The sequence below is a fragment of the Mycobacterium neumannii genome, from assembly GCF_002245615.1.
GTDB classification, from domain to species: Bacteria; Actinomycetota; Actinomycetes; order Mycobacteriales; family Mycobacteriaceae; genus Mycobacterium; species Mycobacterium neumannii_A.
Genome location: NZ_NKCO01000003.1, coordinates 109,876 through 122,733, shown reverse-complemented (window position 1 = coordinate 122,733; position 12,858 = coordinate 109,876). Strand labels below are relative to the sequence as shown.

The following is a 12,858-nucleotide window of genomic DNA, read 5'->3' as shown; positions in this document are numbered from 1 at the left end:
GATCGCTCCCGGTGTGCTTTTCGCTGAGGCTATGGCTTGACTTCGGCCAAACGTACATGATGGAGGTCGGCAACCACCAGGGTGTATGTTGAGAGCGGCCGATCCGCAGTGAGGAGTCGTCGCATGTTCGAGCCGGCGAGCGTCGAGGATCTCGAGCAGAGCATTCGAGACGCTCAGGACAAATTCAATGCCGGGATGGGCGCGGACGGTGACGCCACCCCGTACCCCCTCCTCAGGGAGCTGCGGGCACAGGCGCCGGTGCATGCGGGGTGGCCCGAGATGGGCATGATCGGCAATTCGGGAGACGGCCCGCCGACCTTCACGGCGTACACGTTCGACACCGTCAAGGCGATCTTCACCGACAACATCACCTTCAGCACGCGCTGCTACGAAGACGTCGTGCGGCCACTGCAGGGTCCCACCATCCTTGAGATGCAGGAGCCAGAACACGCGGTCTATCGCAAGTTGCACGAGTTCGCGTTCGCTCGCTCGTCGATGAAGCGGTGGGACACCGAACTGGTCGGTCCGCTCGTGGACCAGACCATCGCGAAGATCAAGGCCGCCAAGCGGGCCGACCTGGTCGACGCGGTGTTCATGCCGATTCCGGTACGTGTGATCGCTGCCCTGTTGGGTTTGCCCGATTCCGATGTGCTGCATTTCCACCGACTCGCGATCGACCTGCTGGGCTTCCGCGCCGACATGGACCGCGCGATGCGGGCGTCGGCGACGATGAAGGAGTACTTCGTCGGGATTCTGGCCGAGAAGCGGAAAGCGCCCAGGGATGACATGGTGTCGATCCTTGCGGGTGCGGAGATCAACGGCGTCAAGATGTCCGACGAACAGATCTACGGTTTCATGCGCAACCTACTGCCTGCGGGCGCCGAGACCACGTCCCGCTCGACTGCCAGCCTGGCCTACGCATTGCTCACCCATCCTGATCAGCTCGACGCGGTGCGTGCCGACCGCAGCCTGCTGCCGCAGGCGATCGAGGAAGGCATTCGCTGGGAAACCCCGCTGCTCAATTTCATGCGCGAGGTCACCCGCGACACCGAGATCGGCGGGGTTCACGTACCCGAGGGTGCGACGATGATGCTCAGTCTCGGCAGCGCGAACCACGACGAAACGCGGTGGAATGAACCGGAGAAGTTCGACATTTTCCGGGAACGCAAGCCGCACATCGGGTTCGCGCACGGGGCCCATGTCTGTCTGGGCATGCATCTGGCTCGGCTCGAGACCACGAAGATCTTCAACGCCTTGTTCGACGAATTGCCCGGACTCCGGCTCGATCCCGACGCGCCGGCGCCCTACATCACCGGAACGATGTTCCGGTCGCCCCCTCGCCTCGACGCCGTGTGGAATTGAGGGAGCACCCGTATGACGCGAGTGATTCAGTGGGCGACCGGCGTCACCGGAATGATGGCGCTTCGCCACATCCTCGGCCGGCCGGATCTCTCTGTCGTCGGTGTTCGGGTCTACGATCCGGCGAAAGCCGGTGTCGACGCGGGCACGTTGTGCGGTGCCGGTGAGGCCGGAGTGGTCACTTGCGACGACCGCGACGCCATCATCGCCACCGATGCTGACGTCGTGCTCTACATGGGCAAGGTCGAGACCAACACCCCGGGCTGCTTCGCCGATGTCGGTGACCTGCTCGCTTCGGGTAAGAATGTTGTCGCCACGGGTAGCAGGTTCGTCCATCCGCGGTCACTGCACGAATCGCTGGCCGACGACATCGAAAATGCCTGTGAAACAGGCCGATCATCATTCCTCGGGGTGGGCCTGTACCCGGGCTTCTTCGGCGAGTCGATCGCGCCTCTACTGTCGCGGCTCACACAGCAGACGAACCGGATCAGCGTCCGCGAGGTGCTCAATTACTCCACCTACGCCAGTCACGACTTGATCTTCAATGCCATGGGTTTCGGGCACGCACCCGACGACACCACCCCACTGCTCGCCAACACCGAGTATGCGGCGAGCGCTTGGATCGGTAGTGCGACGGTTCTTGCTCAGGCGCTCGGACTGCGAATCCGCGCGGTCGATGGCTTCCGTGAGGTCGTGACGACGCCGCGCGCGTTGACCGTCGCCGCGGGCGAGATCCCCTCGGGCACCGTCGGTGCGATGCGGTTCGGCGTGGTCGTCGACTGCGGCGAGACCACCCTATCGGTCGAGCATCTCACCCGCATGGCTGATGATCTGGCCCCGCACTGGCCGAACGAGACCGGATACGATCTCGCGTTCGAAGGCGAGCCGAACATGCGAATACACCTCGAAATCGGTTCTCCCGGTGAAGACCACGCCGAACAGGGGTGCTTGGCCACCGCGATGCATGCGATCAACGCCATACCCACGGTCGTCGCGGCTGAGCCGGGGCTTTATGACCTGTCGGACATCGCGCCGTTCGTCGCGCATTGGACGAACCGCAGGGGCTAGCTGGGCCAGCGACGTCAGGGCTTGTTTCCGAATCCTGTGTAGCTACGGATGAGGGGCAGGTCCGCCATCGTCGCGAATCCTGCGGGGGCCGCGCAGACCGCCGGGATGGCGTTGACGACCTGCATCGCCACCGTTATGAGACCGGCGCGGACGTGCTCGGAGATCGATGCCTCGCGCGAGAAGCTGGCCAGCGGAAAGAAGTGCGTACGCATGGACGGGTCACCCTCGATGGTCAGTGTCCAGCCATCGAGCGGTTGCGGCCAGTGGTCGGGATATTCACCGCCGACGGTCCAGAGCGTTTCGAATTCGATCAGCGGCTCACCGCGGCGATGGCCGATGAAATTCCAGCGCTGTCCGGCCGTGCTGCCCTGCCGCACCACGTGATCGAAGACCTGGAGGTCCTTGGTCGCCTGCACCGTTTCCAGGGACACCGAGACGCCGTCGATGTCGGCATTCAAGCTGTCGGAGATGAACCAGGTCTGCTCGACGAACAGCTTCGTCAGAAAACTCAGGTAACTGTTGGCGGTGGGGGTCACCTCATCAACCGGTCGGCCGAACCACATTCCATCGAAAGTGATTTCGGTGCTCTCCCACAGCGTCCAATCAGCTCTCTCCTGCAGGGTCAGGCGCTCGATTGTGCGGCTCATGCCCGACAGCGCCAGCGGCAGCACACCCGACAGATTGCCCGGGTTGAGGCCACTGCCGTGGATGGTGCTGTTGCCCTTCTCGCACGCCGCCAGAAGCTTGTCCCTGTCGGCCTCGGGAATGCGCCGAGGATGGAACAGAAATGACGGCGTTGCCACATTCTTGCCGCTCTCGAGCAGCGCACAGACATCGTCGAGATCGGTGAAAGACGGCGCGTACAACACGAGGTCGGCGTCCAGCGCGAGGATGGCGGCGACATCGGTGGTGGCGGTGACGCCGATGGGAGCGCTGTTGACGAGCGTCCCGATGTCGACCCCGTTCTTGGTGTCGGAATACACGCGGGCTCCGACCAACTCGAGGTCGGGGCGGTGATCGAGGATGGTGGTGATCATCTCGGAGCCGTCGGAGCCGGTCGCCCACTGAATGATGCGCAATGGGCGAGCACCGGCGGTCATTGGGCGGCCCCGTTCGAAACCGTCACGGTGCGACATTACACCGGTGATAACGTAGGTTCTCACAATCGGTAAATGAAATTCTCGACAGGAGCGTGCCGTGGACGATGTGCTGAGGTACCAGGGCAAGTCGGTGGTCGTAACGGGTGCGGCGTCGGGCATGGGCCAGGCGACCGCGCAAATCCTCGTCGATCTCGGTGCGACGGTCACCGCCCTGGACATCAAGCCGACCACCGTTCCCGTCGCCCGCGCGCTACAGATCGATCTGCGCGACCCGAAGAGCATCGAAGAGGTCGCGGCGTCCATCGATGGTCCCGTCGACGGGCTCTTCAGCTGTGCGGGGCTGCCCGGCCCCCCGTTCAGCGAATGGGACACGATTCTGGTCAACTTCGTCGGGGCGCGTCACTTGGCCGAGCAGCTCGTTCCGAAGATGTCCAAAGGGTCGGCCATCAGCGTCATTTCGTCGTCGGCCGCGATCGGCTGGCAGGACCACATCAAGGTCATCACCGGGCTGCTCGAGACCAAAGGGTTCGATGGTGCCGTCGATTGGCTGAGGGCGAACGAGAAGAAGTGGTCCTGGAGCGGTTACGCCTACTCGAAGTACATCATCGACGCCTGGGTGGGCTGGTGGTATCCCGAGCTCGGTCGCCGCGGTATCCGGATCAACTGCATCAACCCAGGCCCGACCGAAACGGCGATGATGCCGGCCTTCCAGGACTTGATGGGCAAGGACACCGTCGATCAGGCCATCGGGCCGATCGGACGGTATTCGACTGCCGAGGAACAAGCCTGGCCGCTGGTCTGTCTCGGCAGCCCGCGGTTCAGTTATGTCGGCGGTGAGGTGCTGTGGACCGACGGCGGTTGGAATGGCGCCATGACGATGGGCCGGCACCAGGCGCAGTGGGCCGACACGGCCGCCGCAGAGATGTCGAAGAACAGCTGATCGGTCCGTCAGACGAAGTCCGAGCCGCCGTCGACGTTCAGCGTGGCTCCCGTGACGTAGCCGTTCCGTCGTGATGCAAGATACGCAATGGCTGAGGCGATCTCCTCGGGAAGCCCGGCCCGGCCGATGTCACACGGGTGCCCGTAGGTCCGCTCCACCCATGTCATCACATCATGCGGGTCCGCGGAGTCCAGTCCTTCGGCGGCCAGCACGTCCTTGAGGATCTCGGTGAAGCTCGCGGTCACGATGGTGCCCGGGCATACGCAGTTGACGAGGATGCCTTCGGGCCCAAGGCTTTTCGATAAATTCTTGGTGAAGCTCGACAGTGCCGCCTTCGTCGCGGTATAGGCGACGAGCCGCGGGCTCTGACGCTGGATCGAGTGTGCGGACAAGGTGACGATGCGTGCCCACTCGGCGGCGCGCAGCAGTGGCAGTGCCACGCGTACCGACCGGACTGCCGCCATGGTGCCCAGGCCGAAGGCGGCATACCAGTCGTCGTCATCGAGTTCGTCGAAGGTGCCGGCACCCGGCCCGACCGTGTGAACCAACGCATTGAGGCGGCCCCAGGCTTCGCTGACTGCGGCGTACCCGGCCGCGATTGACTCGGGGTCGGCCATGTCGACGCTCAGTGCGAGCACCTCAGGCGCCCCGGCGTTGCGGATCCGCTCGGTCGCCGCGTCGAGGCCCCGTCGTCCGCGCGCCATGATCGCCACCGACGCTCCTTCGGCACCCAGCGTTTCGGCGATCGCCAGTCCCATCCCCTTACTGCCGCCGGTGACCACTGCGGTCGCCCCTTCGAAGCCCAAATCCATTGTCGGATCCCTTCTATCGGCCTGTGCTCAGGCGGGGGGCCAGATGCACGATGTCGCTCACGACCGTGGGGTTGGCGCGAGACATGGCGATCAGCGACAGCATGGCGTTGGCCACGTCGTTGACGGCGGACATTTTCGCCGGAATCTGACCCTCCTGTGCCCAGGCCCGGTACAGATCGGCCAGTAAGTCGCGGTCCGCCCCGCGGAGGATCTCAGTGCCCTCCGTCGGGCCGACGCTGACACGGATGACGGCCAGTTCCGGATGCTCGGCCCGCCATGATCGCAGGATTTCGTCCAGAGCGGCCTTGCTCGCGTGGTAGGCCGCGACGCCCGCGCGTGGCCTACCGACATCATGGCTCGACGCGACGAGCGCAACCGCGTCGTCGGCGAGGTGGGGGAGGGCCGCTCGCAGCGCATGCGATGCGCCTACCGCGTTGACGGCGTAGGCGTGTAACCACGTCGTGACGTCGGTCTCCTCGATTAACGCGAATGGCACTACAGCGCTGGTGAATACCAGCGCATCGAGCTGGCCGAACATCATGGCGACCTCGTCGACGACCCGCTCGATGGCGCGTGGATCGGAGACGTCGAGCTCGTGTGCGGAACCGTCGAGTTGCTCCGCGAGTCCGGACAGGAGCTCGACCCGTCTGGCCGCGAGCGCGACTCGGGCGCCCCTGGTGTGAGCCGCGCGCGCGAGTGCGTGGCCGATACCCGACGATGCGCCGATTACGAGCATCCGCGCGCCCTCGATATTGGAGTGTCGATCGCTCATGCCGTGCTTCTCCTACCTGATTCCGTGCCCGCTTCCGCGGATTTGATGATCGAGCGGATCGTTCGTCGGCACCGACCACAATCCGATCCGGCGCCGCACGCGTCGGACACCTGCCGCGACGTCTTGGCGCCTGAGGCGACGGCATCTGAGACCGCCTCGATCGTTATGCCGAGACACAGGCAGACGTACATCAGTGCAGATCCGTCCCGGCCGTCTCGGCCAGTCGCATCGCGTGGACGAACCGCCCGACGAAGACGGGCGGATACGCGCCGACGCCGGCGGATGTCAGCACTCCGAGGCGATGTCGGAATTCGCGACCCACTGCAGCGCGGTACGAGCCGTCGCAAGCTGATGGAGAAAGAGCACTTCGCGAGGGGTGTCGAAGGCGCGGTACACGAGTGTCCGGCGAATTCCTGAGCGGGCGAAGTCGGCGAGTGATTCGCGCACACGAGCCATGAAGACCTCGACGTTCTGGATCCGGGTGACGGCGGCGACCACCACCTCGGTACCCGGCGCGGGTGGTTCGCCGAGGTCGAAGCGCTCGACGACTTCGCCTGCGAAGACGGCGGGAAGATCTTCGATGCCGACCGCGTCGAACCAGTCAAAGAAATACGGCGAACGGAGGAGGTCGAGCAGCGGCCGTTCGGTTCGGATGCCGATGACGACCAGGACCTTCCCAGGATCGACCACCGACTCGTACACGAACGCATATCGGGCACCGAGATCGCGAAGACTTTCCTCGTGCTGCGCGAGTACCGGTCCCACGCGCTCGGATTCGGCGATGCGGAACTCGACGGCGAAGATGAAGCTGCGAACGGCGGCTGGAGCCATTCCCGCCTCCTTCGATTCCGATTCTACCTAGGTGCACCCGACCTTTCTGCGATGCGAGAATTCATATTCTCATACGTGAGTTGGTCGCGGTAGACGGCGGTGACACTGGTGAACCTGGGCACGTATCTGGAGGGCGGCCGGTGAGAAATCCGCCGTGGCGGCCTTCGATAACGCCTATTCTCGCGGTGTGACCTACAGGGTGAAGGTTGAGCCGTACTACGACCCGTTCGACTTCGACATCGACGACGATCCTTACCCCGTGTGGAAGAGGCTGCGCAACGAAGCGCCGCTCTACCGCAACGACAAGTACGGTTTCTACGCGCTGAGCAGGCACACCGACGTCGCCCGCGAGCTGGCCAACTGGGAGGTTTACCGCTCGGGTAAGGGCACCACCATCGACGTCATTCTCAACGGCGTCGAGGTACCGCCGGGCATCATTCTGTTCGAGGACCCCCCGATCCACGACTTCCACCGTCGTCTGTTGTCGGGTGTGTTCACGCCACGGCGCATGGCTGCCATCGAACCGCTGGCGCGAGAGTTCTGCCGGCACGCATTGGACCCACTGGAGAACGCCGAGACCTTCGACTTCATCGCCGACCTCGGAGCATGGATGCCGATGCGAACCATCGGATACCTGTTGGGCATACCGGAGGACAGGCAGATCGCCATCCGCCAGAACACCGACCGGCTTCTCGAACTCAAAGACGGCGAACTGGTCGATGTGGCCGACGACATGCTGACGCGACAAGGTTCGATGCTCGAGGAGTTCATCGATTGGCGTTACGACCACCCATCAGATGATCTGATGACCGAACTGGTCAACGCCGAGATCGAGGAACGCGACGGTAGCCGCAGGCGATTGACCCGCGGAGAGGTGTTGACCTATACCGGCACCCTCGTCGGCGCGGGAAACGAAACGACAACGCGGCTGATCGGCTTTGCCGGACAACTGCTCTCGGATCATCCGGACCAACGCCGCGAACTGGCGGCGGATTTCAGTCTCATCCCCGCGGCGATCGAGGAGGTGCTGCGCTACGAGGCACCGTCGCCTGTACAGGCGCGACACGTAGCTCATGATGTTGAATTCTATGGCCAGACGGTCGCCGAGGGCTCGGTGATGCTGCTGATCAACGGATCGGCGAATCGGGACGAGCGGCAGTACCCGGACGCAGACGGTTTCGACATCCACCGGCGGGCCACTCATTTGTCATTCGGCCGCGGAATCCACTTCTGCCTTGGCGCCGCGCTCGCGCGGATGCAAGCGCGCGTCGCGCTCGAGGAGGTTCTGAACCGATGGCCGGACTGGGAAGTCGACTACGCGGCGGCCAAACGCGCTCACACCACCAGCGTCAGAGGGTGGGCCACGCTTCCGGTGGTGGTCTGAGGTGACCAATACCGTTGACCGCACGCCGGACTCCGCTCACGGAGAACCGGCCGAGGCCCATATCTCGCCGTGGCCTGCCAGGATCGGGTGGTCGCTGTTCTTCATCGCCTACCTCACCTTCGCCATCGTGACGGTCGCGAACATTCAGACAGGTCTGCAGGGGGACCCGAAGAGAGCGAAGCCGAATCCCGGCCCCGATCCGTATCCGCCGTTTCTCGGCTTCGACAACTGGCCGCTGGCCGTATCCATCAGCTCGATCCCGTTGGCGATCGGCCTGATCGCCGTCCTGACGTGGTTGTCGTGGCGGCAACGGAAGGTGCACTGGGCGGTGATCATTGCGTTCGCCGGCCTGATCACCGGGGCGTTGGATCCATTGGCGAACTGGGCGACGTTCGCGATATTCGATCCGCGCATGTTGCACTTCCCGCTGTCCTGGCCGTACGTGAACATCTCACCGAACCTTGAACCGGCGCTGGCGTTCCTGGGGGGCTACGCCGCTTACTACCTGCTGAACGGTTTGGGCTTCTTGAAGCTGCACGACAGCCTCTTGGATTCGCTGATGCGTCGCGCCGGCTGGTTGGCGCCCCGCAGGCTGCTTCGGGTGTTCATCGGTGCGACGATCATCGCCGTCCCGATCAATGGGCTCATCCAGTTCACCTGGATGAGAGCCGGAATCTTCTACTACACAGAGGCCGTCGGGCCGGTGCTGCACATCGGACATATCCACTTTCCCGTGATCATGGCGGTGTACGACGCCCCGATCTTCGCCATGGTCGCCGTGATGTGCGTGCGGGACGAGAGTGGCGAACTGGTGTTGATCAATCGACTCGCGCGCTGGTTGCCCGCGAGGCGGGGACGCCCAAAGGTGACGCTGACTCGGCAGTTGTTGATATCTGTGACTGTGGGCCTGGTGTCGTTCGCTGTGCCGCTGGCCGTGTTGTCCGGGCTGAGGGAGGCAGGTCTGTCGCGACCCTCCTTCGATCAGAACCCGTATCCGGATGTGAACCTGTACGACCCATACGGTCATCTCGAGGAAGCCGGCAAGCCGGGACCGTTCTACCGCTGACATGGTCCATCCCAGGTCAGTCCCACGATAACGAGAACTGTTGCCCCGCAGGGGTGAGGAGGGAGACAACCATGACCGACTTCTCCGGCCGTCGCTATCGAGTTGTCCACGTCGGCACCGGGTTGACCGGTAGGGAGGCGTTGCGCGCCGTCATCGGGGACCCCTCGCTCGATCTCGTCGGGGTGAAGGTGTCGACACCGGAAAAGGCCGGGATGGACGCAGGCGAACTGTGCGGGGCGCCGTCGGTCGGAGTACGTGCGACCGATGACCTCTCGGCCGTTCTCGCGCTGCAACCCGACTGCGTGACCTATTGCGCGACCGCCGTTCGACGCGAAGAAGAGGTGATTTCCGACATCGCCACGTACCTCAACGCCGGGGTCAATGTGGTCACGTTCTCGCTGATCCCGATGATCTATCCCCGAGCCGCTCCCGCGCCATGGCGGGAAGCCCTGGAAAAGGCGGCCGCTCAGGGTAATTCAACGTTCTATGCCACCGGCAGCGAGCCGGGGTTCATCAGCCTGAACATCCCCACAGCGCTGCTGGCCGGAGCGGGTCGGGTCGACTCGTACCGGATGGACGAGTACGCGGTCGACCTCGACAAGTCATACCCGATATGGGACGTCCTGCATGAGTCGATGGGATTCGGTAAGCCCGACGGCCATGTGCCGGTGAGGATCGCGTCGGGGAAGGTCAACAAGGACTGGGGCACGGTGGTGACCTACATCGCCGACATCCTCGGATTCGAACTCGATGGAATAGAACTGGATTGGGAGACGCTGCTCGCGCCGGCCGACCTCCCGACCGCACTCGGTGCCATCCCCGAGGGGACGATCTGTGCGCATCGGTGGCAGCTCGCCGGCATCGTGGGCGGTCGCCCCGCCGTCGCGGTTCAGTATTTCGCGACGGTCAGTAGCACGCCGTGGCCCGATCGTTGGCCCAAACCGGCGCGTGAAGGCCAAGGTGGAATGGTCTTCCGCGTCAACGGCAATCCCAACATGAACCTCGAACTGCACCTGGAGCAGTCGCACGACGACCGGGTGAATCCCGGCGTCGCGGCCACGGCGTTCGCGGCGGTGAACGCCATCCCGAGCGTGGTCAAAGCGCCACCTGGCGTGATCACCAGCCCCCTGTCTGGGCCGTCGGTCGTCACCCGGCAGTCCAGCGCTTAGCTGCTTGACCGCTGACGCCTGCCGCGCTCACCTTCCTGACAAGCGATCACTGAGCCGCTTTGCGAGGTCCGACTTCTTGACCTTTCCCGTGGCAGTGAACGGCAGCGACTCTTTGTCTGTCACCCAAATGAACTTCGGAACTTTATATGCCGAAAGGCGACTGCGGATGTCTGCCCGCAAAGCCTCGGCATCCAGCTGCGCGTCGCCGCGCGGAACCACCGCCGCGGCCACGATCGTTCCGTTGTGGCCATCCTCGGCGCCGACGACGTATGCCTCGAGAACGCCGTCACAATCGGACAGGGCCGATTCCACTTCTCCCGGAGTGACGTTGGTTCCGCCGCTCGTTTTGATCAGGTCGCCCAACCGCCCGGTGAACTTGATCCAGCCGTCGTCGTACTGGACTCCACAGTCACCCGTGCGGTAGTAGCCGTCCGGAGTGAACACGTCCTCGCGCTCACGCTTGTACAGCCGCTGCATCAACGAGTAACCGCGTACCCAGATTTCACCATCACGACCCGGGGGCACGGGCTCTCCCGTCGCGGGATCGACGAGAACATGCGTCAACCCTTCGATCGAGTATCCGCCCGTCACCGAGCGATCGGCTGGCTGCGGTGGATACGGGTCGACGCCGATGTGGTTACCGCACAGTTCGGTCATCCCCAGCGCATTTGGGCCCTCAGGGCGTCGTTCGGGGGGCACCATGGCGGGCATGCTGGTGCGCTGCACCGAGCTGAGGTCGCGCCGCACGAAGTCAGGGTGTTCGGCCAGCGATTTCCCTTGCTGCGGCCAACCCAGCGTGATGGTCGCGCGATGACGCTCGATCAACTCCAACGCGTCAGCGGCGTCGAACGCCGGTTGGGTGACAAGGGTCGCGCCGTGGTGGATCACCGCGTGGATGCCGGTGATCAGACCGCCGACCCAGAAGAACGGCATCGCCGTGAACATCACCGTGGTGTTTGTGACGCCGTAGTCGAAGGTCAGGTTGTAGGTGTGGCGCACCAACGTGCCGTGCGTGTGCACAGGGCCTTTCGGATCTCCGGTGCTGCCCGAGGTGTAGATGATCATCGCGTCGTCGGCCGGCGTCACGCACGACTCGACCTCGGCTAGGAAGTCGTCGTCATATCTCCCAGCGGTGCTGACCGGTAGCGCCGTCGCCCACGGGCGGTCGCAGCGTCCCCACACCGCGATCGTGCGTAGAAACGGCGCGTTCGACACGGCCAGCCTGCCGGGATTGCCCTGGTCGGCGAGGCCGGGCAGCGCCTCCTCGAGGCGGTCGAGGAAACTGTGGTGCCGGAAGCTCGAGAGGGCGAGGATCGCGCGTAGATCGGCATGACGGGCGGTCCACGCCAGCTCAGACGATTTGTAGAACGTATTGAGCGGCACCGCGACCGCGCCGATACGGGTGGTCGCGAACCAGGCGATCGCCCACTCGACGCTGTTGGGCATCAGGATGCCGACGTGGTCGCCCTTTCCGAAGCCTTCGTCGAGCAGCACCATCGCCAACCGCGCGGACTGCTGGTCCAGGTCGGTGTAGGTCAGCGTGTGACCATCCGAGATGAGAAACGGCTTGTCTCCGAACTGCGCCGCAGACGACCTGACAAGGGCGGGAATCGTTGGCGTGAGTGTCGGGAAGGGCACGAGGTGAAGTCCTTAGCAATCCTGCGCTCGAACGGGCTGGCCTCAACAGGATAGCCATCCTCACCCAAAACGAGAATATTGGTTCTCGCTGTTTAGTCCACGGGATTAGACTCCAGCCATGTCGATGTTCGACCGGGTGGATCGGCTCGAGTCCAGCATCGAGATCGCCCAACTGCCCAGTCGCTACGCCATGGCGCTCGATGCGCGAGATCTCGATGCGCTGGTGGGGTTGTTCGTCGATGACGTTGCCGCCGGGACGGAAGGCATCGGCAGGGCGGCCCTGAAACGGTGGTACGACGAGGTGCTGCGCAGGTTCTATCGAAGCATCCACCTGATCTGCGGACATATGGTCGATTTCATTGATGCCGACCACGCGACCGGGTCGACCTACTGTCGGGCCGAGCACGAGGACGGTGACGGCTGGTACGTGATCACGATGCGATACGACGATGTCTACGAGCGTCGCGACGGTGCCTGGTACTTCGTCAGGCGGCGCGAACATCCCTGGTACTCCGTCGACGTGACCGAGCGGCCCGGACCGGAATTCATCCGGTGGCCCGCTGACGTACTGCTCCGCGCACAGATGCCACACCGGATGCCGACTTGGCGCGCATTCTGGGACAGCGGTGACCCGACGCTTCCCGAGCGCCTGTCCCGGCGGCCGTAGCACTCATGGAGGCCCCACGATAGTGTGATTCTCAAATCTGAAAATGCCCGTT

13 protein-coding genes are annotated in these 12,858 nt (G+C 64.0%); 7 read left to right on the top strand and 6 right to left on the bottom strand.

What is annotated here, in order from left to right; all coding sequences use genetic code 11:
* Nucleotides 1-123: 123 nt before the first annotated feature.
* Both CEX88_RS05230 and CEX88_RS05225 read left to right on the top strand, forming a co-directional pair.
* Nucleotides 124-1,362, top strand: coding sequence for a cytochrome P450 (locus CEX88_RS05230; protein WP_094292660.1), 1,239 nt, complete (start codon nucleotides 124-126; stop codon nucleotides 1,360-1,362).
* Nucleotides 1,363-1,374: 12 nt separating this feature from the next.
* Nucleotides 1,375-2,427: an NAD(P)H-dependent amine dehydrogenase family protein gene (locus CEX88_RS05225; protein WP_202931378.1), complete on the top strand. Its 1,053-nt coding sequence runs from the start codon at nucleotides 1,375-1,377 to the stop codon at nucleotides 2,425-2,427.
* 14 nt (nucleotides 2,428-2,441) lie between these two features.
* On the opposite strand, the gene CEX88_RS05220 is transcribed toward CEX88_RS05225, so the two are convergent.
* Nucleotides 2,442-3,464: an NAD(P)H-dependent amine dehydrogenase family protein gene (locus CEX88_RS05220; protein ID WP_202931387.1), complete on the bottom strand. Its 1,023-nt coding sequence runs from the start codon at nucleotides 3,462-3,464 to the stop codon at nucleotides 2,442-2,444.
* Between the two features lie 220 nt (nucleotides 3,465-3,684).
* Here CEX88_RS05220 and CEX88_RS05215 point away from each other — a divergent pair, with 220 nt between their 5' ends.
* On the top strand, nucleotides 3,685-4,467 hold the full coding sequence (locus CEX88_RS05215; RefSeq protein WP_238381955.1) for an SDR family oxidoreductase: 783 nt from the start codon (nucleotides 3,685-3,687) through the stop codon (nucleotides 4,465-4,467).
* A gap of 8 nt (nucleotides 4,468-4,475) precedes the next feature.
* On the opposite strand, the gene CEX88_RS05210 is transcribed toward CEX88_RS05215, so the two are convergent.
* From CEX88_RS05210 to CEX88_RS05195, 4 genes are all read right to left on the bottom strand, one after another.
* Complete coding sequence (locus CEX88_RS05210; RefSeq protein WP_094292657.1) at nucleotides 4,476-5,279, bottom strand: SDR family NAD(P)-dependent oxidoreductase; 804 nt, start codon at nucleotides 5,277-5,279, stop codon at nucleotides 4,476-4,478.
* Between the two features lie 13 nt (nucleotides 5,280-5,292).
* Nucleotides 5,293-6,051 (bottom strand): SDR family oxidoreductase, encoded by a 759-nt coding sequence (locus CEX88_RS05205; protein WP_094292656.1) that lies wholly within the window; start codon nucleotides 6,049-6,051, stop codon nucleotides 5,293-5,295.
* The gene (locus CEX88_RS05200) at nucleotides 6,048-6,242 is read right to left on the bottom strand and encodes a (2Fe-2S)-binding protein (protein ID WP_094292655.1); all 195 of its coding nucleotides are present in this window, start codon (nucleotides 6,240-6,242) and stop codon (nucleotides 6,048-6,050) included. Before CEX88_RS05200 ends, CEX88_RS05205 begins: the two co-directional genes overlap by 4 nt.
* 94 nt (nucleotides 6,243-6,336) lie before the next feature.
* On the bottom strand, nucleotides 6,337-6,882 hold the full coding sequence (locus CEX88_RS05195) for a hypothetical protein (protein WP_094292654.1): 546 nt from the start codon (nucleotides 6,880-6,882) through the stop codon (nucleotides 6,337-6,339).
* 187 nt (nucleotides 6,883-7,069) lie between these two features.
* On the opposite strand from CEX88_RS05195, the gene CEX88_RS05190 reads away from it, so the two are divergent.
* The 3 genes from CEX88_RS05190 (at nucleotide 7,070) to CEX88_RS05180 (ending at nucleotide 10,501) form a co-directional block, all read left to right on the top strand.
* Nucleotides 7,070-8,266, top strand: a complete 1,197-nt coding sequence (locus CEX88_RS05190) for a cytochrome P450 (RefSeq protein ID WP_094292653.1) — start codon at nucleotides 7,070-7,072, stop codon at nucleotides 8,264-8,266.
* A 1-nt stretch (nucleotide 8,267) separates the two neighbouring features.
* Nucleotides 8,268-9,332: a spirocyclase AveC family protein gene (locus tag CEX88_RS05185; RefSeq protein WP_238381954.1), complete on the top strand. Its 1,065-nt coding sequence runs from the start codon at nucleotides 8,268-8,270 to the stop codon at nucleotides 9,330-9,332.
* Nucleotides 9,333-9,403: 71 nt separating this feature from the next.
* Complete coding sequence (locus tag CEX88_RS05180) at nucleotides 9,404-10,501, top strand: dihydrodipicolinate reductase (protein ID WP_202931377.1); 1,098 nt, start codon at nucleotides 9,404-9,406, stop codon at nucleotides 10,499-10,501.
* 27 nt (nucleotides 10,502-10,528) lie between these two features.
* Here CEX88_RS05180 and CEX88_RS05175 read toward each other — a convergent pair whose 3' ends face one another.
* Entirely contained in the window at nucleotides 10,529-12,139 is a 1,611-nt protein-coding gene (locus CEX88_RS05175; protein WP_094292652.1) for a class I adenylate-forming enzyme family protein, read from the bottom strand.
* 136 nt (nucleotides 12,140-12,275) lie between these two features.
* Here CEX88_RS05175 and CEX88_RS05170 point away from each other — a divergent pair, with 136 nt between their 5' ends.
* Nucleotides 12,276-12,806: a nuclear transport factor 2 family protein gene (locus CEX88_RS05170; protein WP_082961811.1), complete on the top strand. Its 531-nt coding sequence runs from the start codon at nucleotides 12,276-12,278 to the stop codon at nucleotides 12,804-12,806.
* Nucleotides 12,807-12,858 lie beyond the last annotated feature (52 nt).